At 71.1% G+C, this 23,090-nt stretch carries 17 protein-coding genes; 7 read left to right on the top strand and 10 right to left on the bottom strand.

The window, feature by feature from the left end; translation table 11 throughout:
• Positions 1-216: 216 nt before the first annotated feature.
• Positions 217-597 carry a hypothetical protein gene (locus ACWD3H_RS17335; RefSeq protein ID WP_350960161.1) on the bottom strand — a complete coding sequence of 127 codons (381 nt, stop codon included), beginning with the start codon at positions 595-597 and terminating at the stop codon, positions 217-219.
• Between the two features lie 60 nt (positions 598-657).
• Entirely contained in the window at positions 658-1,512 is an 855-nt protein-coding gene (locus ACWD3H_RS17330) for a helix-turn-helix domain-containing protein (protein WP_350960159.1), read from the bottom strand.
• A gap of 236 nt (positions 1,513-1,748) precedes the next feature.
• Here ACWD3H_RS17330 and ACWD3H_RS17325 point away from each other — a divergent pair, with 236 nt between their 5' ends.
• From ACWD3H_RS17325 to ACWD3H_RS17315, 3 genes are all read left to right on the top strand, one after another.
• Positions 1,749-2,966 carry a hypothetical protein gene (locus ACWD3H_RS17325; protein ID WP_355551307.1) on the top strand — a complete coding sequence of 406 codons (1,218 nt, stop codon included), beginning with the start codon at positions 1,749-1,751 and terminating at the stop codon, positions 2,964-2,966.
• Entirely contained in the window at positions 2,956-4,401 is a 1,446-nt protein-coding gene (locus ACWD3H_RS17320) for a hypothetical protein (protein ID WP_451955670.1), read from the top strand. The genes ACWD3H_RS17325 and ACWD3H_RS17320 overlap by 11 nt, the downstream gene beginning before the upstream one ends.
• A gap of 107 nt (positions 4,402-4,508) precedes the next feature.
• Positions 4,509-7,859: a chromosome partitioning protein ParA gene (locus ACWD3H_RS17315; protein WP_451955669.1), complete on the top strand. Its 3,351-nt coding sequence runs from the start codon at positions 4,509-4,511 to the stop codon at positions 7,857-7,859.
• A gap of 119 nt (positions 7,860-7,978) precedes the next feature.
• Here ACWD3H_RS17315 and ACWD3H_RS17310 read toward each other — a convergent pair whose 3' ends face one another.
• From ACWD3H_RS17310 to purB, 7 genes are all read right to left on the bottom strand, one after another.
• Entirely contained in the window at positions 7,979-8,797 is an 819-nt protein-coding gene (locus ACWD3H_RS17310) for an alanyl-tRNA editing protein (RefSeq protein WP_350916647.1), read from the bottom strand.
• Between the two features lie 105 nt (positions 8,798-8,902).
• Positions 8,903-9,721 (bottom strand): DUF3050 domain-containing protein, encoded by an 819-nt coding sequence (locus tag ACWD3H_RS17305; protein ID WP_451955668.1) that lies wholly within the window; start codon positions 9,719-9,721, stop codon positions 8,903-8,905.
• Between the two features lie 11 nt (positions 9,722-9,732).
• Positions 9,733-11,253 carry a glutamine synthetase family protein gene (locus ACWD3H_RS17300; protein ID WP_451955667.1) on the bottom strand — a complete coding sequence of 507 codons (1,521 nt, stop codon included), beginning with the start codon at positions 11,251-11,253 and terminating at the stop codon, positions 9,733-9,735.
• Positions 11,250-12,680: an amidase gene (locus tag ACWD3H_RS17295; protein ID WP_451955666.1), complete on the bottom strand. Its 1,431-nt coding sequence runs from the start codon at positions 12,678-12,680 to the stop codon at positions 11,250-11,252. The genes ACWD3H_RS17300 and ACWD3H_RS17295 overlap by 4 nt, the downstream gene beginning before the upstream one ends.
• Entirely contained in the window at positions 12,673-14,307 is a 1,635-nt protein-coding gene (locus ACWD3H_RS17290) for a hypothetical protein (RefSeq protein ID WP_451955665.1), read from the bottom strand. Before ACWD3H_RS17290 ends, ACWD3H_RS17295 begins: the two co-directional genes overlap by 8 nt.
• Before the next feature lie 6 nt (positions 14,308-14,313).
• Entirely contained in the window at positions 14,314-14,718 is a 405-nt protein-coding gene (locus tag ACWD3H_RS17285) for a GNAT family N-acetyltransferase (RefSeq protein WP_451955664.1), read from the bottom strand.
• Positions 14,705-16,012 carry an adenylosuccinate lyase gene (gene purB, locus ACWD3H_RS17280; RefSeq protein WP_451955663.1) on the bottom strand — a complete coding sequence of 436 codons (1,308 nt, stop codon included), beginning with the start codon at positions 16,010-16,012 and terminating at the stop codon, positions 14,705-14,707. The genes ACWD3H_RS17285 and purB overlap by 14 nt, the downstream gene beginning before the upstream one ends.
• Positions 16,013-16,483: 471 nt before the next feature.
• On the opposite strand from purB, the gene asnB reads away from it, so the two are divergent.
• From asnB to ACWD3H_RS17260, 4 genes are read left to right on the top strand one after another with little or no spacing between them, the layout of a single operon-like run.
• Positions 16,484-18,706: an asparagine synthase (glutamine-hydrolyzing) gene (gene asnB, locus ACWD3H_RS17275; RefSeq protein ID WP_451955662.1), complete on the top strand. Its 2,223-nt coding sequence runs from the start codon at positions 16,484-16,486 to the stop codon at positions 18,704-18,706.
• 7 nt (positions 18,707-18,713) lie between these two features.
• Positions 18,714-19,574, top strand: a complete 861-nt coding sequence (locus ACWD3H_RS17270; protein ID WP_451955661.1) for an SDR family oxidoreductase — start codon at positions 18,714-18,716, stop codon at positions 19,572-19,574.
• A gap of 31 nt (positions 19,575-19,605) precedes the next feature.
• A complete protein-coding gene (locus tag ACWD3H_RS17265) occupies positions 19,606-20,859 on the top strand; it encodes an aminotransferase class I/II-fold pyridoxal phosphate-dependent enzyme (protein ID WP_451955660.1) in 1,254 nt (417 codons plus the stop codon).
• A 3-nt stretch (positions 20,860-20,862) separates the two neighbouring features.
• Positions 20,863-21,768: a hypothetical protein gene (locus tag ACWD3H_RS17260; RefSeq protein ID WP_451955659.1), complete on the top strand. Its 906-nt coding sequence runs from the start codon at positions 20,863-20,865 to the stop codon at positions 21,766-21,768.
• On the opposite strand, the gene ACWD3H_RS17255 is transcribed toward ACWD3H_RS17260, so the two are convergent.
• Positions 21,715-23,004: an MFS transporter gene (locus ACWD3H_RS17255; RefSeq protein WP_451955658.1), complete on the bottom strand. Its 1,290-nt coding sequence runs from the start codon at positions 23,002-23,004 to the stop codon at positions 21,715-21,717. The genes ACWD3H_RS17260 and ACWD3H_RS17255 overlap by 54 nt on opposite strands.
• Positions 23,005-23,090 lie beyond the last annotated feature (86 nt).

Raw genomic sequence — 23,090 nt, 5'->3', positions numbered from 1 at the left:
ATCCCATCCTCGTCGGCAAGCCGATATGCCGACGACCACGGCCGCGGCCCGGTGACCGGTTCGCACGACGACTCCGTCCGGCTCCGCGTGATCGACATCCCCACCGTGGTCAAGCGCGTATGCGGCACCACCGGCATGGCCATGACGCGGCTGTACACACCTGACATCGGCTACCCGCCGCCCTGCCCGGCCCGCTGGGCGGAGATCCCGGCGGCGTCAGACCGGGGCGACGGTGTGGTGTTCCAGCAGGACGTCGGTCAGCAGGTAGCCGCCGCAGATCAGGTGGGCCAGCGGGTGGGCCCGTATCTCCCGGTAGTGGGTGGCGATCCGGAACGCGGCCGCGACCGGGGTGGCGGCGCTCGTCCACAGCGGTCTGTGCCGGCCGGTGGAGGCCGGGACGACCCACCAGAAACGGCAGGCGTCGTCGAGGCGGGCGACCAGCCCGTAGTAGACGGAGACGACTATCTTGCCGGACGGCAGGCGGTGGACGTCCGCCGGGATGTTGTGGGCTCGCGCCAGCAGGGCCGCCAGTTCACGGGCCCGGAGTTCGGCTGGGTGCGGCGCGAGGTCTTCGGGGGGTGTGTGATCAACGGTCACGCTCGCGAGACTAGAGATCATGGGATGCCCACCTCAACGGTGTTGCGCGATGTTGCGAGTTCACTTCTCGCCCAACGCGGCGGCCGCGGCCCGCAACAGGGCGCGGGCCTCCTGCCCGTAGGCCGCGGCACCGCTCAGCGCCCGGAACGCCTTCTCGTACACGCCCACGTCGCTCGGGGCCTTGTGCTGGATCTGGCCCGGCACGGTGTCGACGCGGACCCGGTTGGCGTCGTATATCCAGAAGTTCTCCGGCGGCATGAGCGGCGGCCTGATCGTCGCGGGGACGATGCCGAAGGACACGTTCGCGACGCCCGAGGTCAGCTCCGCCAGCCGGTCGAGCTGGGCGGCCATCTCCGCCGGGCCGACCAGCGGGGTGCGGAGTGCCTGCTCGCCGACGACGAACGCGAACCGCTTGCTCCCGTTGCGCAGGATCTCCTGTTGTCTCAGCCTCGCCGCGACCGCGGCGTCGATGTCATCGGGGATGCCGCGGAAGTCGATGATGGCGCGCAGGTGGCCGCGGGCGTAGTCACCGGTCTGGAGCAGGCCGGGGACGGCCGAGTGCTGCCAGACGCGGAACTGGTGGGTCCTGTCGTACAGCGGCTGGAAGGAGCGCTGCACGTGGCCGAGGCCGCTCTCCTCAAGGCGGCGCCAGTCGGTGTACATGGCGTCGATGTTCTGGGCGGCCGCGATCAGGTCGACCACCTGCTCGTCCGCGTCGCAGGCCTCGCACCACGTCCGGATGTCGGCCTGGTTGGGCATCTGGACCGCGTTCTCGATCTTTGAGATCTTGGTGTGGTCCAGGCCGGTCTTGGCCGCCAGCGCTCGCCCGGTCAGCCCGGCGTCGGCGCGAAGCGCCCTGAGCCTGGCGGCGAGAATGCCTTTGGCCTCGTCGATGCGTGCTGTGGAGGTCGCCATCTCCGTCACCTCGTCACCGCGGGGGGTTGATCCTCCGACCGTACGTCGGATGTTGCGATCTGTCCTGAAAGTTGCGAATAGTTGCGGAATGCTGATGGGCGCGCTCCCGCTCCGTTATCCGGAAAGCCTGCGACAGGCCGTGCGAGGTCGGTGAGAGACCTACGATTGGCCGTCCCACCTGCGCTTTCCGCTGATGCGGGTCAGGGATGTCGGGCGCAAGCCTTACGGTAGGGCGCGTGCCAGAGACGAACCATGAGCTCACGCTCGACTCGGCCCTCACCGAGGAGGCCGTGCTCTCGACCTACCGCCGCATGTTCGCGGCGCTCGCCCGCGACAGCGGCGCGGTGGTGGACGACCCCGCGCTGGTCGACATCGCCGAGACCCTGTTCGCGGCGTTCGCCGAGGCCGGCGAGGAGTGGCTGACCCACGAGCAGATGCGCAACGTCTGCCGGGCCTATCCGCTCGACCGGTTCGAGAACCGGCTCCGGGTCCTGCGAGGCCTCGGCGCGATCCGCGAGGTGTTTCCCAAGCCCAACCAGCTCCGCTACCGCGCGTCGTTCACCAGCGTGGTGGGGCTGATGTTCATCCGCCGGATGATGGACGACGGCGGCCAGTCGGAGATGCACCGGCTGCTCGCGCTCGAAGACCTCAACGTGGCCGACCCCCGCACGACGATGGAGGAGGCCCGCGCCAGCGCGCAGAACCTCTCGCGCGCCTTCCGGCTCTGGGCCCTGGAGCTGATCACGCTGACCGGCGGCACCATCGAGGAGTTGCGCGAGCAGGCCCCCAAGCTGTGGGGCACCGAGGAGATCGCCCGGCGGGCGCAGAACCTGCACGGCACCATCCTCACCCGCTGGCCCGACCTCGACCGCACCTGTACCGAGCTGCGTGCCGCGATCTACTCCTACAGCGACGCCTCGCGCCGTGCCGCCGGGCGTCTGGCCGACTCCGCAGGCACGACGAGGAACCTGACGCTGCTCCCCGCGGAGCTCTGGCGCACCTTCGCGCAGACCGCGAGCAAGGAGCGGCTGGCCTCGGTGCTCGACGGCTTCGTCTTCGACGCCCCCGCCCCCTGGCACGATCCGGCGGCGATCGTCAGGGCCGTGGACGAGAGCCCTCGCCCGGCACCCGCCCAGCCCACTCCCCCGCGCTCGGCCCTGCCCGACACCGGCCCCGCCGACACCCACGACCCCGCCACCGACGGCCTCGACCACCTGACCACCGTGGCCGAGGCCGCCCTCGCCGGGCGCTCCACCGCCCGGCTGGAGGAGTTGCTCACCGCCGACGGCGAGTGGGTCTCCGCCCGCCGTCTGCTGGCCGACCTCGTCTCGGCCGACCTGCGCCCCGACTCTCCCTATCGCCTGCGCTGGTCCGACGGCCTCACCGCCACCCCTGGCGCCGAACCCGCCTGGCTCTCTCACGGCCGCCTGGAAAGGACCGGCGGTGTCGGCTGATCCGCGGCACGTACCGGTCCCGGCGACCGAACCGGCGAGCAGCGGCCCCGAGACACCCGAGCACCCGCTGACGACCGGGGAAGCCGGTGCCGAGACGTACCCGCGGCCCCCGGAAACCGGGCTTGAACCGTCCGCGACGGCACACGTCCGTACCACCGAGGCGTACGCGCGGACCTCGGAGGCCGAGCCGTCCGCGACGGCACATGTCCGGGCCAGGTCGGGCGGACCTCTCGCGCTCCATGCCGGACAGGCGGCTCCGGCGGGGATGGCACGGCTGGGTCGCGGTGACGGGACGGGTATGGCGCTGCCGGTCTGGCCCGACGGGGCGACCCCTTCGCTCCTGGAGGAGTACCAGGTCGCGCCGGTCCCGGTGGAACGATCCGGCGAGACCCGGCGGGTGCTGGCCGCGGCGCTGCGCTGCTGCTGGAGCGACCTGACCGCCGACCCGTGGCCCGGCACCCCCGCCCCGGTGGACGACGTGCTGTCGACGTACCGTGCCCTGATCGGGCGCGGCGACGACCTGATGCGCAACTGGGCGATCGGCGCGCTGCGCCGCCTGCACGACTCGGCCTGGCTGGAGGTCGCAGACGGGTTCGTCCGGCTCGGCCCCCGGTGCGCGTCCTGGCCCCCCGCGTCCCACGCCCAGCTGCGGGAGCTGATGCGCCGCCTGCCCACCGCGGAGGAGACCCCGGGCGGCACGGAGGTGCTCCCGGTCATCGATGACGGCCCTGACGGCGCCGCTGAGGACGCTGAGGCGGGGGCGAGCGTCACGATTCCCGACGAGGTGGACACCGATCTGCTCGGCCCGTTCGACGAGCGTCGCAGGGCCGAGATCGTGGCGGCGTTCATGGCGGTGGAGCACACGGCCGAGCCGGTGCACGAGGCCCGCTTCTCCGCGCTGCGCGACCCGGTGCTGCGCCGCACGCTCACCGAGATGCTGGAGCGCCGCGGCCGGGTCCTGATCCACGACCGCGAGTCGTGGATCTCCGGCTACGCGGCCGGGACACTCGGCGCGGGCACGGCCTCAGGAGCGGGCACGGCTTCGGGAACGGGCACGGTGTCGCAGGCGGGCTCGACGTTGGACGAGGCCGAGCGGGCGGTGCTGGTGCTGGTGCTGATCCACTCGGTGGCGATTCCCAGGGCCGACGGCCTGCTGCCCACCGACAGCTGGCTCTCGCCGTTCCCGGCCCAGATCGACGAGTTGCGGCGGCATACCAAGCTGCCGATCGGCGAGCTGGAGGCCGCACTGCGCACCCTGCGTCACGCGGGTCTGGTGACCCAGGTGAAGGCGGGCGAGGAGGCCGGGGGGTACGTGCCGGGGCCGCAGTTCCACCGGCTGACCCCGCAGGCCAGGCGGCGCCTGCAGGAGGAACTGATCCTCGCGGCGGGGCCGCACACCCCGCTGGCCGCGGCCGTACGGGCCAACCGGCGGTGATCGGGAGTGGAGCGACCACACCACGCGATGAGTCGACCCCGGTGGGGAGTACCGAGGACCCGGCGCTCCCGGTATCGGGAACGGGACGGAAGAAAGGAACGACGGGGTTGACCGACCAGCGGAACCAGGCCGCGAAGAGTTCACGGGGGAGCCGCGCGAAGGCCGCCGACACCGGAACGGGCACGGGCGAAGCCGTCCGGGCCGGAGCCGGGAACATCCCGGCCAGGGGCGGCCGGGGTGCGAACCCCCGGCCCGGGGACGTGCCGGCCAAGGGCGGCCGGGCCGCGACCGCTCCGGCCGGGGACGTGCCGGCCGGAGGGAGCCGGGCCGCGAGAGCCGAGACCTCCGAGGCCTCTGCCGGGACGCAGGCGAGTCTGGTCCCCGTGGAGATCCGTGCCACCGCTCCGACCGAGAACGTGGTGGGTGACCGGGTGCTGGTCGCCGTGCAGCCGGTCAACATCTCCCGGCTCTCGACCCACCCGGTGCCGACCGTGCCGGGCACGCTGATCGTGGTCGCGGGCGCCGGCCCGAAGGACTCCAACGGCGCGGGCAAGTCGTCGTTCATCGCGATGATCACAGCGCTGCTCGGAGACGAGCAGTGGCGTTTCGCCTCGGGCGCCAAGTCGGTGTCGGAGCTGCTGTTCAACGCCGAACTCGCCGCGGGCGGCGGCGGCCGGACCTGGGCCAGCGCCGACCACGGCTACATCGTCGGTGTCTTCGCGCCGGCCGGCTCCGTGCACACGGGCTCTCCGAACACCGGCTCCATGGGCACGGGCTCCATGGACCCCGGCCTTCCGGACGCCGCCCTCTCGGACGGTGGTTCTCTGGACGGTGACTCTCTGGACGCCGACCCGGCGCGCACCGGTTCCCTGGGCGACGCGGTGACCGTGTGGCTGCGGGTCAACCAGGAGGCCCCGCACCTGGAGATCAGGTGGGCCCCGGGAGTGCACCTGGCGTCGGCGGCCTCGGAGGCGGAGCGGGTGACGCGAGCCGACGCGCTGTGGGCGGCGCTGCCCCGCTCGGCGGGACGACGTGACGTGGTGGCGCGCGACCTGACCAGGTTCCTGTACGGCGACCGGGTCAGGTGCGTGTCGTTCCTGTCCACCTCGGTACGGAGCAAGGTCGCCACCAACCTGCTCTCCCAGCCGCTCAACGAGATCTCCCCGGAGCGGGTCTTCGAGGCGATCGCCGCGCTGACCGGCCTGGACGCCGAGCTCGACCAGGAGCGGGAGGCCCGCCGCGACGAGCACGCCAGGCGGGTGCGCGCGACGCGGGCCATGGAGCTGCTGCGGGAGTTCGAGGACGAGTCCCGTACGCTCCTGGAGACCTTCGACCGGCGCGACCGTGCCCGCGTCCGGCTGGCCGAGGCGATGCGCCGCTGGCGGGGACGGCTGGCGCGCAGGCTCGCCGACGCGGGGCAGCGGGACGAGGCGCTGGCGGTGGAGCTGGAGCGGGCCGGCGCGGCGGCCGAGCGCGCCACGGAGGCGATCGGCGAGATCAGGGCGGAGATCGCCACGCTCAAGGACGACACGCTGGAGCGCGGTCTGGCCGAGGCTCGCAGAGAGCTGGCCACCCTGCAGGCACGTGCCGCGAAGCTGGACGCCGACCGGGCGGTGGCGGAGAACTCGGTGGACGACCTGCGCGGCTGGATTCCCGGGCTTGAGGAGCAGCGCCGGCTGGCCGACGGGCGCGACGTGACGGCGGCGGGCGCGGAGCTGGCCGAGGCCAGGACACGGTTGAACGAGGCGCTGAAAGCGCTGGGCGTGGCCGACCGCGAGGTCGAGGGGGCGAAGGCGGCGCTGGACGACGCCGAGGGCGGGCCGGCCGCGGCCCAGCTCAACGCGCTCGCCGAGGCGGGCGTCGGAGCGACCGGCCTGCTCGACGCGATCGACGTCGCCGAGCAGGCCCGCGAGGACGAGGCCGGGCGGAAAGCAGCCGCGCTGGGATCTCGCGGGTGGCCGCACGAGCACGCGGTGATCGTCGACGCGGCCGATCTGGAGGCCGCGTCGCGGGCGCTGGACGCGCTGCCCGGCTCGGTGCTGGTCAGCGCGGCGGGAGTCACCGTCGTGGGGGCGTTCGAGGTGGCCGTCACCGGCAGGGAGGCCCGGATCAAGGCCGCCGAGCAGCGGCTGCACCGGGCGCGCGACACGCAGGAGAGCGCCGCGGCGGCCGTACGGGCCGCCGAGGACGCCGTGGCCGAGGCGGGCAGGCGGCTGGAGGGGGCCAAGGCGTCGGTACAACTGGCCGACATCGAGCGGCGGCTGGCCGAGCGGCGGAACACGCTCGGTGAGCTGACCGAGGCACTGGCCGAGGTCGCGCCGAAGGTGGGCGAGGCCGAGCGCCGGGCGAGCACGCTGGACTTCCGCGCCCGTACCAGGAGCATGGAGGTCGAGCGCCTGGAGGGCCGCAGGGCCGGGCACGAGTCCGACCGCGACCAGGCCGCCGGGCAGGCGGCGAGAATCACCGCCGACCGCGAGGCGCTCAGGCTTGACGCGCTGGCCGGCGACTGGGGCGGCACCGTCGACGGTGCCCGCGAGTGGCTGGGGGCCCTGGACGAGCAGGAGCGCCCGCTGACGGCCGAGGAGTGGTGGCGGGCCGCCGAGCGCCGCCTGGACGAGGCGCTGCGCGACACCTTCCCCGGCGAGGACGAGGAGATGCCCGAGGAACTGCGCTTCCTGGTCAGGGAGCGGACCGCGCCCGGCGCCGGGCGCACCGCCCGCGAGCAGGCGACGTTCCCCGGCGTGTGCTCGGCGCTCGCGTCCTACCTGCGCGGCCAGGAGGAGTACGAACGGCACCGGCGCCGCCAGATCGAGACGCAGATCACCACCCGGCAGCGTGACCTGACGGCCGCCGCCAAGGGTGCCGAGGAGGCCGCGCAGTCCACCGCCGTGCACCGGGCCGCGCTGACCGCCGCGATCAAGGCGCGGCTGACCCGGGTGGCCGAGGAGTTCGACAGGCTCGACACCTCCTACGGAGGCTACGGCGCGACGCTGGAGTTCCCCGTGCCGCCCGCGCCCGCCGACCCCGAGCAGCGCTGGGCGTGGCGGGTGACGCCCAAGTGGCGCAGGGGCGAGGGGCAGGGGTTCGTGCCGTACAACCGGCGGGCCAACACCGCGCTGATGGACGAGAAGGCGGTGAAACTGGTCTGCGCGGCGGCGATCGCGTCCTCCGGTGGCGGGCACCTGTGCCTGGTCCTCGACGAGCTGGGCCGCAACCTCGGCAAGGAGCATCGCAGGGAGGCCGTGGCGCTGTTCCGCCGGATCGGCGAGACGTACGGGATCACGGTGATCGGCGCGCTCCAGGACGACATGGAACCCTACGCCGTCGACGCCTGCGGCCAGTACGTCAAGCTGCGCCGCTCCTCCGACGCCATGCCGTACAACGAGCCACCGGTCGTCATCGGCCACGACCGGAACGCCGAGCGGGTGCGCGCCCTGGCTTCCGCGGTGAGCAGGTGAGCGGGGAAGACCAAAGAGCGGGTTGAGCCGGAAGACCGGAAAGCGGGAGGACCGGTGAGCGGGGTGAGCCGATGTTCACCGGTCCGGTGTGACCGCGGGCCGACCTCTCCCTCGTGCCGCTACGCGGGAGGGCTCACCACGCTGCGCATCGTGAGCTCCGCGTCCTGGAGGGAGAGGGAGACCCGTACGGAACCCAGTTCGGAGGTCCGCGAGACATGCGTCCCGCCGCAGGGGATGCGCGCCTCGCCTTCGGGCAGCGAACAGTGCCACATCCGCCGCGCGGACAGGGAAGGGGACGGGCTGTCCACCGTGATCGGCGCATCGGCCGCGATCCACTCGCCGAGCTGGTCGTCGATCCGCCGGGTGAGTTCCGCGAGGTCGAGGCCCTCGGCGTCGAATCCCTTTCTCCGCAGCGACTTGCCCAGGCGGTAGACGTCGTCACTGCCGTGTTCCACGATCCGTGACGTGGTGATCGCCGCCTGGTCGAAGTCGGGCCGGCCGAGCGAGTCGGGCGTCACCTCCTTGCGCCACCGGTCGGCCAGCGCCGCGTTGAGGGCCAGCGCGGCGAGGTGACACGCGCTGTGCCCCGCGGAGAGCGCCGACCGGTACGCCTCGTCGACGACCAGCTCGGCGTCCCCGGCGATCGGCTCCTTCAGCACGTGGACCACGAGCCATTGCCAGCCGTCGGCGCCGCGGCGTACCGGGATCTCCTCCCCCAGGTAGAGCCGCTCGCCGTCCGACGCGCCGGTCACGCAGTCGACGACCGGCAGCCCGTTCACGGTCCCCCGGTCGGCGGGCTGGTCGGGCCAGGTGTGGTCCAGGGGATGGAACGGTGTCTGCGCCGTCACCACGCCGTAGCCGCCGCTCACCGGTGTGGCCGAGACCACCCGCGAGACCCCGTGGACGTCGCCGCGTGGATAGGTGACCTGTGTGTCCATAGCTGATCTTTGGTTCCCATCGTTCCGTGTCATTCCGCAAGCGACCGCGAGGACCGCGCCGAACACGATATGACCTCGCGGTCCCCTCGGCCCGGACTTCGACGATCAGGCGGTCTTCGCGGCAGCGGCACCGGACGGGGAGGTACGTCCCGCTATGCCGTCCCACAGGGCGTGGCGCGCCTCCAGCGCCGTCCGCAGCGTGGCCGCGCAGTCGTTCCACTTCCGCCGATCGTCCCCGCAGAGATCGACCAGCATCTGCATGGCCATCGGCGTGTGCTGCTCGCCGTCGACCTCGATGTGGCGAGAGAGGTAGTCGCGGAACTTCTCCAGGGCCTCCGCGTGCCGGTCCGTCCGCAACACGCGGTCGAACATCTCCGGGATGAGGTCCTCCCTGCCGAACGCGAAGGTCGCCGCCTGGGCGTGCAGGGGAGCGGACTCGATGATCTTCCAGGTGGTCCTGACGAAGTCGGCGGCCGCCGGTGGCACACCGGGGAGCTCCAATCCCTTTTGGACCGTTCCACCCTCTCTCAGATGGCTGACGAACGACTCGATGGGCCGCACGTCGGCACCTGCCTGCCGCATCCCCTCGACGTACAGCTCGAAGTGGCTGATGTGGCCTTCCCCGAGCTCGTCGCTCTCCTCCACGAGCACGATCTCGTTGATCAGGCGCCGGCTCGTCCGGGGGCCCTGCGGGACCCAGGGGACCCGCACGCAGGTGAGCCGCCCCTGCAGGTTCTTCAGCAGCGACATGAAGTCCCAGACCGCGAAGACGTGGTGCTCCATGAAGACGACCACGTCGTCGAGCTCGTTCAGCGAGTTGTAGACGTCGTGGGCGAGGATCTTCTCCCGGATCGGTTCGATGGTCCTTTGCAGCTCGTGGAGACCGGGGTGGGAAACGCTCCAGTTGTAGCGCGATTCCGACATTTTGCGACTCCTTAGTAAACGGGGAAATACTCGTCGTGCTCCCACGACGTCGGCGTGTCGTGCTCCAGGAGGTCCGCCTTGGCGAGCCATTCCTCGTAGCGGGCCAGCTCACTCCGTTTGAGCAGCCGAAGGCACGAGGTTAGGTGTTCGCCGAGGATCCGCGGATGGAAATCGTCGGACTCGAAGGCCGCGAGTGCTTCGCGCAGGGTCGCGGGCAGCGGGTCGAGGGCCTCCGAGTGGGGGTCGGCGACGGCCTCGCCCGGGTCGAGCCGCCGGTCGATCCCGTCGAGACCCGCGGCGAGCTGGGCGGCCAGGTAGAGATAGGGGTTGGCGCAGGGCTCCCCCACCCGGTTCTCCACGTGCGTCGCCGGATCGCCCGTCGCGCCCACCACCCGGATATGGGCTCCCCGGTTCTCCTGTGCCCAGCCGATCCGGTCCGGTGCGAGCGTGAACCCCCGGTGCGCGCGCCGGTAGCCGTTCACCGTGGGGACGCACAGCAGGCTTGAGGCCGCGGCGTGGGTCAGCAGGCCGCCGACGTAGTGGCGGCCGAGCTCGGACAGGAGCGCGCCGTCGGTCGCGACGAACGCGTTGCGGCCGGTGGAGCGCTCGGCCAGCGACTGGTGGAGGTGCCAGCCGCTGGGGTCGAAGCCGGCGATGCCGGGAAGCGCCATGAAGGAGGCGTGGTATCCCAGGCGGGCGCATACCTGCTTGGTCACGGTACGGAACAGGAGCATCGCGTCCGCGGCCTCCAGGCCCTCCATCGGCGCGAAGGTGAACTCCAGCTGGCCGGGTCCGGACTCGTGCTCGAACGACCTGAGCGGCAGGCCGAGCTCAAGGAGCGCGTGCGCCAGCGGATCGACGACGGGCTCCAGGGCGTCGCTCCAGCCGTCCAGGTTGAACTGGTATCCCGCGTCCACGGGCAGGACCTCGGGGGCCGAGCCCTGCGTGCCGAAGCCGCCGACGCCCCCCACCCGATCCTCACCGGCGAACCTGGTGAGATACCACTCCACCTCAAGACCCACCACGAAGTCCAGTCCCCGGGCCCGCGCACCCGCGACCAGCTCGCGGAGCACGCGACGCGACGAGAGCGGATGAGGCGATCCGTCGCGCAGGTACTCGTCACCGAGCACCCATCCCGTGCGGCTTCGGGTGTGGGGCAGGATCCGGTACGTCAGCGGATCGGGCACCAGGACGAAGTCGCCGGCGCCGGTGAGCTCGGGGAGACCGATGCCGCCGCCCTCGGCGAAGACGTCGACGGCCAGGGCGTGTCCGGTGTCGAAGACGAGCGGGCCGGGGCTGAAATCCATCCCGTTGCGCAGGACCACCCGGAACACCTCGGCCGGCACGGTCTTCGACCTGACCAGGCCGTGCGGGTCCCCGAAGGCGACGCGCACGAAGTCGACCGAGTCCAGCGAGCTGATGATCTCGGCGGCGGCGGCCCGGCGGCGGTCGTCCCAGAGGTCGTGCCTTTCCACGAAGTCGACCGCTCCCGTCGTGGTCCGCGAGTATGTGCCGGCGGCGTCGATCGTCACGACGACCCGCTCCTTTCGTGGGCTGGGGAGGTGCGGAGGTGCAGGTAGGTGTGCCGCCAGGGGCGGACCCGTTCCAGGTCGAGGGCCGCGCGAAGCACCGTGTGGTCCGCGCGCCATCCGGCCACGAGCTGTACGCCGACCGGTAGTCCTTCCGAGGTGAAGCCCGCGGGAAGGGAGATGGCCGGCTGTCCCGTCAGGTTGAAGCAGTAGGTGGTCGGCGACCACCCCAGCCAGGACGGCTCGCCCTTGTCCAGCCTCAGGTCCGGCTCGTCCTCGGTCGCGAGGAACGGCTTGACCGGCACCGTGGGCATCGCCAGCAGGTCGAACCCGTCCAGCCAGCCGCGTACCTGCTCCCACAGGCGGGTGCGCGCCCGCTGCGCGGCCATGAGGTCCACCGCGCGGAGCCGCCTGCCGTACTCGATGATCGGCAACCGGCCGGGATCGATGAGAGCCTCGTCTCCGGCGGGGACTGAGGCGTGCGCCGCCGCCTCCGCGCTCGCCAGGATGGTGACCAGCGCCGGGTACGGGTCCTCGAAGGGGGGCCGGATCTCCCGCACGGCGTGCCCGGCCTCGGCCAGCGCCCGCACGGCCGAACGGGCGACCCGGAGGATCTCGGGGTCGGGCGCGGGTTCTCCCAGGCCGTCGATCCATCCGACTCTCAGCGGCGGCGCGCCGGTCCGGACGTCCTGCCCGCGCCACACCGAGTCGAGGGAGAACAGGTCTCGCCGGTCGGGCCCCGCCATGACCTCGACCAGCAGCGCGGCGTCGGCCACGCCCCGGGTCAGCGGGCCGAGGTGGGACAGGAGCTCCTCACTGGGCGGATGGTAGGGGATCCGGCCGAAGGAGGGCTTGAAACCGACCACCCCGCAGAAGGCGGCGGGAATGCGGACGGAACCCGCGCCGTCGGTCCCCGTGGCGCCGACCCCCAGTCCTGTCGCCACCGCCACCGCCGCGCCACAGCTGGAACCGCCCGCGGTCCGCTCGCCGTCCCAGGGGTTCGGGGTCACGCCGGTGACCCGGTTCCTGCTCGCCGCGCTCCAGCCGAACTCGGAGGTGCTGGTCTTGCCCAGGATGACGGCTCCGGCCGCGCGCAGCCGCTCCACGGCCGGCGCGTCGAAATCGGGGATCCAGTCGCGGTGCAGCAGGGAGCCACGGGTGGTCCGCAGTCCTCGCGTGGGGATCAGATCCTTCACCGAGATCGGTATGCCCAGCAGGGGCCTGTCCCCGAGCGCGTCGGGGCCGGAGTCCATCAGCAGGCGCTCCGCCTCGCGGGCCGTGTCCATCGCCCGGTCGTGGTCGACGGTGACGAACGCGTTGCACCTGTCGGGAAGCTCGAAGATCCGCTCCAGGAGTTCCACCGGGGATAGCCGCCGGGAGGCGAACGCCTCGTGCAGCTCGCCGACGGTCCACGAGGTGACGTCAGGCATGGAAGGTCCGGTACCACTCGTTGGCGAAGTCGGTGATGTCCGGGTCATGGGGGACCATCTCCTGGTGGAGGCCGGCGAGCAGCCGTCCGATCGCGACCGCGGCGCGCAGGTGCCCCAGCTGGAAGGCCGGTTCCTGGGCTCGCATGAGCCGAAGGTCGTAGAGGCCGGGCCGGTACGCCCCGCCGAGCGTCACCCCGAGGGGGACGCGGATCGCGTACCGGACGCCGAACGTCACGTGCCCGGTGTGATGCTGGTCCGACCACTCGGTGATGTCCGGCATGGCGGGGGCGAAGAACCAGTCGTCACGCCCCCGGTCCCGATCGGCGACGTCGAGGGTGTGCGGCAGGTAGTGCCAGGTGTTGAAGCGCATCCGCGCGCTGTACGCGGAGAGGGCACGGGCCAGTGCCGGCCGGTCGCCGCCGAATCTGTCGGCGAAGGAATCGCCCGCGACGACGCAGCAGTAGAAGTCGCCGGTGCGCAGCGCCAACGGGTCGCCGAGGAGCCTTCGCAGGTCGCGCGGCCCCCTGGCCATGGCGACGTCCGCGCCGAGCGACCGGGCGACGGTCCGGAGGAACTCGTGCAGGAACCCCTCGTAGGCGCTGCCGAATCCGGGTGGCGCGGGTGCGGTGAGCAGCTCGGGGATCGGGCCCGACCGCTCCAGGAATCCGGCCACGGCGGGTGGCACGTCGGCGTGGCCGGGCGTGGGATCCAGGACGAGTTCGCGCTTGTGCAGGCTGACCCCGTTGATGGCGCGGTAGAAGTGCGCACCCGACTCCTGGGCCTGAACCCTCGCCCTGGCACAGGCGGTGGCCAGGCGCTCCAGCCACTCCCCCAGCGCCTCCTCACCGCGCGGGGGCGACGCGGCTCCGTACGCCGCGATGCGGCCGGTGAGGAACTCCTCCAGCGCGGCGGGGCCGAGCTGGACGCCGTTGAACTCCTCGGCCCGCACCGGGGGGCCGGAGAGCAGGAGCGCGTTGAGGCAGGCCACGAAGGTGGCGTCCTCGGGAGGCCAGAGGCCGGCCGGCAGGTCGGCCAGCGTGGTCAGCAGGCTCTCCGGTGCGGCCGCGGCGATCGTCCTGCCCGGGAGGTTGCCGAGGCGTCCCAGGTTGCTGTAGGTCCGCGAGCCCACGTGCAGCAGGACGGGTGCCATGTGCACCAGGGCGTAGGCGATGCGGTCCAGCCGGGCGCGGACCCCGTCCGCGGGCTGGTCGCTCAGCCACCGCCGCAGTTCTTCGTGCCGGGCACTCTCCTCCCGGGCCGCGAGGTCCCGGCCGGCGGCCACCTCGCGGTACGGAACGGAGGGAGGCCACGCCGGCGATCCGATCGGGTGTGCCCCCTCGGGAAGGCCGCCGCTGAGCACCATGAGCCGGCCGGTACGGGCCAGGACCAGGACATCACGGCCGTCAGGGCCGTCGCCCTCCGGCGCCAGTGCCGCGCCGTGTTCCAGGGCCGCGTCCAGGACGACGCGCTCGGCGGCCGTCAGGGCGGCGCGGCCGACACTCTCCGGGATCGTCCCGCCCAGCGTCAGCGCGATCTTCATCGCGTCCTCGACGAGGGAACAGTCACGTGCCTGTTCCGCGACGCCCGCCAGCAGGCGGTCGAATCCCTCCGCCTTGAGAGAAGTCATCGCCGATCAGCCGATCGGGTCCATCACCCAGGCGGAGTCGTGCCTCACGAATCCGACGCGCGGGTAGTACCCCGCGGCCGCGGGCGCGGAGAGCAGCACGATCTTGGCGCGCCCGGCGGCCCTCCCCGTCTCCTCGATCAGGCCCCTGCCCACGCCTTTCCGCTGGAATTCACGGTCCACCGCGAGATCGCAGAGATAGGTGACGTAGGCGCCGTCGGTGAGGCATCGGGAAATGCCTATCAAACGTGTTCCCACACGGGCCGTGACGACGAGGTTGGATTCCCGCAGCATTTCCGCGAAACGGCTTCTGTCAGCCACCGGTCGCCGTTCGGCGAGACCTGATGCGTGATAGAGGGCGGCGACCTCCTCGACGTCCAGTTCCAGCCCTTTGACGATTTCAAATCCCCACATTGTCGGCACTCCTCTGGATCATCGTGACGAGCCGGTCGCGGAGGTGGTCCCGGGCGCCGAGAAACAGCTCCGGCCGGTACTTTCCGGTGTTGATTTCGACGCCCCGCGCGAGCAGTGTCCGGGCCAGGGGCTCGCGGTTCTCCCAGGATTCGGCGGCGGCCCCCTGGATGAGCCGGTAGGCTTTTTCGCGCTCCATTCCGTCCTCGACCAGATCGGAGAGCACCGCGGAGCTGTATATGAGGCCCTTGGTGAGGTCGAGGTTCTCGCGCATCCTCTCCGGGTTTATCCGCAGCCCCTCGACCATTTCTGCGGCCTTCGTCGCCTGGTAATGCGCCAGCGTGGTGCTGTCCGGAAGGACGACGCGCTCCACCGCCGAGTGCGCCAGGTCGCGCTCGTGCCACAGGGCGACGTCCTCATAGCCCGCGGAGGCGTTCGCGCGAAGCAGCCTGGCGATGCCGCAGAGCCGCTCGCAGAGCGTCGGGTTCCGCTTGTGCGGCATCGCGCTCGATCCCTGGTACCCCGCTGCCCTCGGCTCCTCCACCTCGCAGATCTCGGTCCGCTGGAGCAGTCTCATCTCCAGCGCGAGGTGCTCCACCACGGCGCCCAGGACGGCCAGCGCGCCGAGCAGTTCCGCGTGCCGGTCACGCGCCACGACCTGGGTGGGCACCGGCTCGACGCCCAGCCCCAGGCGGGCGCACACGTACTCCTCGACACGCGGATCGACCTGCGAGTAGGTCCCCACCGCGCCCGAGACGGTGCCCACCGCCACCGCCGTCCTCGCCGCGCGCAGGCGTCCGAGACAGCGCTGTACGGCGAAGGCGTGCACCGCGAGTTTCAGTCCGAAGGTCGTCGGTTCCGCGTGGATCCCGTGGGTTCGCGCGACGCACACCGTGTCCCACTGCTCAAGGGCCCGGCGGCCCAGCGCGTCCCGCAGCCGCCGGACGGCCGCCAGGATCAGGTCGCAGGCTCGCGCGAGCGTGTGCCCCAGGGCCGTGTCCACCAGGTCGTAGCTGGTCATGCCGTGGTGCACCCAGCGCCCCGCGTCACCGGGGATCGTCGAGGTGAAGGCGGCGAGGAAGGCGAGCACCTCGTGGTCGCGCGCCGCCTCCAGCCTGGCGACCTCGCCGGGGGCCGGCGCCCTCCCCCGCCTGATCGCGGCCAGGTCGGATTCGGAGACCACGCCCAGCAGTGCCTGCCCCTCGGCGGCCAGCACCTCCACCGAGGTCCACGTGTGATATTTCGCTTCGTCGGTCCACAGACTCGTCATCTGCGGCAGTGAATAACGCGGGATCATACGGACCGGCCTTCGGCGACATGAAATTCTCGGGTGGACGGGCACCGAATCATTACCCGCGCCCGTGCACGCCGCAAGCGGAAACGGCCACGACCGGCGTATACAACGGCTGTTCAGGATACGGTTACCGAGAGAATTCCCAGCTCGCCGGGCGGGTGACGTCCGATGCATATACTCATATACATCACATATACCTCGGCGTTTCATCGGCGTGATAGCTTCCGATCGTTTCCCGCGCCCATGGAGGCAGAACCGCACCTGCCACCCGACGGCGAGCGGCCGTCAATCAGGATGCACCTCCGTGTGGACGCCCATGAATACTCAGACGGGAGGTGAATCCGATGAAGAGATACAAGAAGCCGAAAGTGAAGAAGTCCGAGGTCAAGAACATTCTTGCGTCGGTTGCCTAATGTAAGCCGGGCGCCACCTCCACCTGGATGTGGCGCCCTACGACTGATACCGAGGTGTCCCGTGTGCGGCCTTGCCGGTTTTACCAGTACCAACGGATCCGCTCTTTCCGCGGACTCGGACCACATCCTGCGCAGCATGGTCAAGGCGATCGCCCATCGCGGCCCCGACGACGAGCAGCTGGTGCTCAGGGACACCGTCGCGCTGGGGTTCACCCGGCTGTCGCTCAACGATCCGCCCGGCGGCCGCCAGCCCTTCGTCAGCGAGGACGGCCAGGTCATGCTCGTCGCGAACGGCGAGGTCTACAACCATCGGGAACTCGCCGCCCGGCTGCCGGCGGGGACCAGGTTCCGCGGCAAGTCCGACTGCGAGGTCCTCCTCCACCTCTACCTGCTGGAGGGAAGGGGATTCCTGGACCGGGTGCGCGGCATGTTCGCCGTGGCGATCTTCGACCTGAGGAGGGGCCGCCTGCTCCTGGCACGGGACCGTTTCGGGATCAAGCCACTCTTCCTCACCAGGAACGACCGGTCGATCGCCTTCGCGTCGGAGATCAAGAGCCTGCTGAGGCACCCGGAGTGTCCCCGCGCGATCGACTGGGAGTCCTCGCTCGCGGACCAGGCGCTCTGCGCGGCGCCGGTGCTCGAACAGGGCGAGCCGACCACGTGGTTCCGCGGAATCGAGCACGTCCCTGCGGCGACGATCTACGAGGTCGACCTGCGGAACGGGGAGACGTCCACCCACCGCTACTGGCGCATGCCGGAGGTGCGTGGTGACTCGGCCGCCTATGACAGGGAGTACGTGGAGACCTACCGGGATCTCCTCGCCTCCTCGGTGAACGAGTGCGTCACGGCGGACGCGGAGATCGGGCTGTTCCTCAGCGGGGGCATCGACTCCGCGTCGGTCGCCGCGCTCGCCGCCCACACCGGGCTGCACACCTTCACGACGCTGACCGGCAGCACCGTGGCGAACGGCGACAGCCACTCCGCCCACCGGGTGGCCCGGCTCTTCGACCTGCCCAACCACCAGGTCCTGCTGCCCTCGGACCAGGCGCCGGAGGCCGAGGAGTGGAGGCAACTGCTCTGGCTCCTCGAAACACCCCAGTGCGGGCCCGAACAGTTCTACAAGTACCGGCTCCACCGCTACGCCAAGTCGGTGCGCCCCGGGCTGAAGGGCATCATGCTGGGCGCCGGCGCCGACGAGTTCAACGGCGGCTACTCGGTCGAGCTGGCCGGCGGCGGAGACTGGTCCGACTTCCTGGCGAACGTCAGGGACATGGGGCTGAAGTCGGCCCTCGGCCGGCGTCCCGCGCTCGCCTCGTGGTGGGAGGACCAGACGCTCCCCCTGATACGCGAGGAGGCGCTCCACGCGCTGACCGGCACATCGCTCGACGACCCTTACCGGGCCTTTCTCCGCTGGAAGGCCCGGGACACCGAGCAGTACAACTGCTGGCACGAGGATCGGACGGCGTCCGGCAACGCGATCGAGTCCCGCGTGCCGTTCCTGGACCACCGCATCGTGGAACTGCTGGGCTCCATCCCCGTCTCCCGGCGTGAGGACCTGCTCTGGGACAAGCGAATCCTGCGGCTCGCCATGCGCGACCTGCTGCCGCCCGACATCGTGAACAGGCCGAAGGTCGCGTTCTACGAGGGTGACGGTGTGCACCGCACGCAGCGGACCTTCGTCACGATGCTGGCCAGGGACGGGAACGCGCTGCTGGAGGAGGCACTGGCCTGCGACGGGGCCCGCGAGCACGTGAACGTGCCCAACGCGCGCGCGTGGCTCCGGCGGCTGGAGGCCAATCCCCAGTCGGGACGGGTCGAACTCCTGCTCCGGCTCGTCAATCTCGGCCTGCTGGAACAGATGGTGCGGCAGCCTGCGCCTCCGCCGACGCCGTACGCGATCGGCGAGGTGCCCACGGTCGTGAAGATCAACGATTGGGAGGAAGCACGGATGGAGATCGAGTCCCGTTCCGTCGGCCGGCGGCCGCTCGACAGGAGCCTGGTGCTGAAGCTCGGCGAGAACGTGATGATCCTCGACTCGACGGGGGACAAATGGACCTCCTACATCGCCTTCGACGGGCAACTGGAGTACGTCGTCGACGGATACGCGGAGCCGTGCTGGTTGCAGTTCCTCAGGGAGGTGGACGGCAAGCGGTCCATCGAGAAGATCGTGAGCAGTATCCGCGGTGGGATGGACGAGGTGGAGAAGCTCATCTGGGAGGCCCTCGACTGCGGGATACTCGCCTCGGTCGAGCACCTGAACTCCGCGACCGCCGACCAGGTATGACGACGAGATGGAATCACTGACGGTCCCGGACACCCTCGACGGGCTTTTCCGGTATGCCAAGGACAGCCTCCGTCTTGAGGACAAAACCGTGATCATCACCGGGGCGGCCTCCGGAATCGGTCACAGCACCGCGATGCGGCTGGCCGCCCTCCGGGCGCGTCTCGTCCTGGTGGACCGGGAGGCCGAGGGGCTGGCCTCGCTGGCCGCCGGGCTTCCCCAGGGCCGCTGCCGCACGATCACCGGAGACCTGACCGAGGCCGAGCTCGCGGAGACCGCCCTGGGCACGGCGTTGGACGCGTACGGATCCGTCGACTCCGTCGTCTTCGCGGCGGGCAGGCGGGCCATAGGAAACCTCGCGGATCTCTCCTACCAGGACTTCATGGCGTCCATGGAGACGAACGTCGGGGTCCACTTCCGGCTGTCGCGTGCCGTGCTGCGGCATTTCCAGCGGCTGGCACCGCAACGGTCCGCGTGTTCGCTGGTGTACATCGCCTCCAAGGCGGCGGTGGCGCCGAGTGTCGGTTTCGGCGGTTATCCCATCGCGAAGGCCGCCCAGCTCCAGCTGGCGAGGGTGGTGGCCATCGAGGGGGCGAGGTACGGCGTCCGCGCGAACGTCGTCAATCCCGGGGCCGTGTTCGAGGGTTCCCAGTTCTGGGACGAGGAACTGGTCGCCACGAAGGCCGCCAGCCACAACGTCGCCCCCGAGGACCTGGAGATGTACTACGCGCGCCGCACCCTGCTCGGCGTCCGCGTGACGCCCGCGGAGGTCGCGGAGACCGTGGCGTTCCTGGCCTCCCCGCTCAGCGGCGCGACGACCGGGGCGATCGTCCCCGTCGACGGCGGTCTCGCGGCGACCTTCGGCCGTTGACCCCGGCCGCCCCATGAACATCAGGAGAGAGTTGAACTCGCGACCCGCCGTCACGCTGCCCCTGCCGCCCTCGTGGCCGTGGTACTCCGACCAGACCGCGGACCGCGTGCGGCGCCGCGTCCTCGCCGGTGACGTCTTCGCCTTCGGGAGCGATCCGGCGGTCCGCCGGTTGGAGGAGTGGGCGCGCGGGTATTTCGGGGTCTCCCACGCGCTGGCGGTCTCCAGCGGCACCGCGGCACTGCAGAGCGCCTTCCACGGCCTGGGCGTGGGCGCGGGAGACGAGGTCCTGGTGCCCGCGTACACCTTCCACGCCACGGCGACCCCGCTGTTCCTGCTCGGCGCCTTCCCCGTCCTCTACGACTGCGACCCGCTGACCGCGCGCGCGGACGTGCGTGACCTGGAGAGCCGGATCACCTCCTCGACACGGGCGATCTGCGTGACCCACATGTTCGGCCTGCCCGCCGACATGGAAGCCGTCTCGCGCGTCGCGCGGGCGGCGGGCGTCCCCGTGGTGGAGGACGCGGCCCAGGCCCACGGGGCGACCGTCGGCGGCCGGAAGGCCGGCGCGCTGGGCACGGTCGGCTGCCTCAGCCTCGGCGGCCAGAAAATGATCAGTGGCGGTATGGGAGGGCTGCTGCTCACCGACGATCCCGACATCCACCAGCGGGCGCTCACCCTCGGCCACGCGCACGAGCGGGCGCTGGAGGAGCTGCCGCCGGCCAGCCGCTGGCGCGCCCCGGCCGAGACGGGGTTCGGCGGCAACCTGCGCATGCACCCGCTGGCCGCGGAGCTCGCGCTGGAGCACTGCGCGTCGCTCGACGAGCGCATCCGCGTGCGCACCTCCGTCCTGGAGGGGCTGAGCGAGCGGTTGAGCCGCTTTCCCTTCCTGGTCGCGCCGCGAACCCCGGCCGGCTGCACCCGGGGAGGCTGGTACGGCTACAAGGTCGTCTACCGGCCGCGGCTCCTCGCCGGGATGCCCGTGTCCGAGTTCGTGGACCTGCTCAGGGAGCAGGGACTGCGGGTGTCGCGCCCGTCCACCAGGCCGCTGCACCAGACGTGGCCGTTCCAGAACCGCGACCTGGGCATCCCCGGCTACGATCCGCGCGGCTCCCGGCCGCTCTACACCGACGCGGACCTGCCACGGGCGACGGAGCTGTACGCGCACACCATCGGCTTCCCCGACAAACACCTCCACGTTCCCGCGGATGATCTCCTGGACCAGTACGTTGAGGGCATCACCAGGGTGGCGGACCACGCCGTGCGCGGGCGAGAGCGGAGGGGCTGACCGATGTCGAAGGGCCTGTACGTGTCCTTCCTCGGGGTCGACGGGATCGGGAAGACGACTCTGGCCGGGAGGCTGGCCAGGACCCTTGAGGACTCCGGGCTTCCGGTCCGCCAGGTCTCCTGGCGTGGCGCGCTCGACACCCCGGGCCCCGCCTGGCCGCACGAGGCGCTCCAGCAGCTCTGGCTGGAGACCTTCCGCCTCCTGTACGGCGGGGCCAGGAGCGAGGGCGAGTGGCTCAGCCTGCCCCGCGACTACCGGCAGTGGCGGGACGACGGCTGGGAGCCGAGGCTGGAGGAGCTCCCCCTGGAGGCCGCACGTCCCTCGGGCCCCCTGGCGGCCACGCTGGCCGAGCTCGCGGGAAACCTCATCCTGGCGGACGAGGTGATCCGTCCCGCGCTGCGCCGGGGGGAGATCGTGATCCAGGAGACGTTTCCCTTCAAGCACGTGCTGAAGGAGATCCTCATCGGCAGGCGGCTGGTGTCGGGAAACGGGGAGTGGGAGGGGGTGGCCAAGTCCCTGGAGAGCCTGGTGACCGACTTCTTCGGCTCCCCGCCGCTGAGGCCCGATCTCGGTGTCCTGGTCGACGGGCCGGTGGACCTCGCCTACCGGTGGCGCATGTCGCAGACCGGACGGCTCAGCCTGCTTGAGGACTACGGTGCGGCGGGAGAGCGGGGAATGGAGAGCTTCCGTGCCCTGCAGGAGGAGACGGCCGGAATCTTCCGGTCGGTGGCTCGCCGGTGGGGGTGGGTCGTGCACCGGGTCGACGACTCGGGACTGGAGCCGAACATGCGCCGGGGCGTCGATCTGATCCTGGATCAGCCCCGGCTGCGCGAGATCGGCGGCCGGGGCCGCCCCTCAGGCGAGCGTGACGTCTCTGGTCTCGCGCATCCGGATGTAGACCACCGTTGAGATCAGCGTGAGCGCGGTGGCGTACCAGCCGAACCACGCTCCCCGCCCGCTGTCGGCGAGCGCGGTGGCCAGGTACGGCGCCGTGCCGCCGAACGCCGCGACGGTGACCGCGTAGGGAAAACCGATTCCGGTGGTCCTGACGCGCGAGGGGAACAGCTCGACCATGACCGCCGAGCACACCGAGGTGTATCCGGTGAGCAGCACCATGGCCACACACATGATCAGCAACATGCTCCAGAAGGAGTTGCTCAGCATGCCCAGCATGGGCACGGTGAGCAGCGTGAAGCCCACTCCGAAGGTGATGAGCAACGGCTTCCTGCCCACCCGGTCCGACAGCAGGCCGCCGAGCGGCTGGATCACCGTGAAGAACGCCAGGGCGATGGTGCTCGCGGTGAGCGCCTGCCCAGGTTCCACGCCGACGGTGATCTCCGCGTACGTCGGCAGGTAGATGGACCACGTGTAGAAGCTGACCGTCGCTCCGACCGTCATGCCGACGACGAGCAGCGACTCCCTCGGATGCCGGCGCAGGAAGTCGAACAGGCCCGGCCTGCTGATCCGGCCCTCCCTGATCGCCTCGGCGTGGAGGTATGTCTCGTCCGTTCCGTGCCGGATCCACAGGCCCGCCAGGCAGGCCACCGCGCCCAGGGCGAACGGGAGCCGCCATCCCCAGGAGGTCATGTCGGCCTGCGAGAGCGTGGTGCTGAGCAGCGCGGCGACTCCCGCCGCCAGGAGCTGGCCCAGGTTCGAGCTGAAGTAGCTGAAGCTGGAGAACAGTCCTCGCCGGCCGGGCGCCGCGGACTCGACCAGGAACACCGAGGACACCGCGAACTCCCCGCCCACGGAGAACCCCTGGACCAGGCGGATCAGGACGAGGAGCAGCGGGGAGAGCAGGCCGATCTGCGCGTAGGTGGGCAGCGTGGCCATCGCCAGCTGGCCCACCCCCATCAGGGCGATGGTCAGCGTCATGGCCGAGCGCCGGCCGAACCGGTCGGAGATCGCACCGATGACGAGTCCGCCCACCGGGCGCATGACGAAGCCCACCGCGAAAACGGCGAACGTGCTGAGCAGCGGGACCAGGCTGCTCTGGGATTGGGCGAACACCTGGTCCGCGAAGTACGTCGCGAGATAGGCGTACGCGAGCCAGTCGTACCACTCGACCAGGTTTCCGGCCGAGGTGGCGAGTAGTTGTCGGGTGCGGCTGCGGGGTGCAGTGATGACCGCGGGCTCGACCGTCACCGCTGACCTCCTTCGTCGTCGGGTGTCTGGCGGTACGTCGAGAGTGTGCTCCTTCTTACATAAACCGGCAATACGTTGTATAAAGA

Source organism: Streptosporangium sp. NPDC002607 (assembly GCF_053592655.1).
Note: the sequence above shows the minus strand (reverse complement) of the source record. Positions and strands in the feature narration are given on the sequence as shown.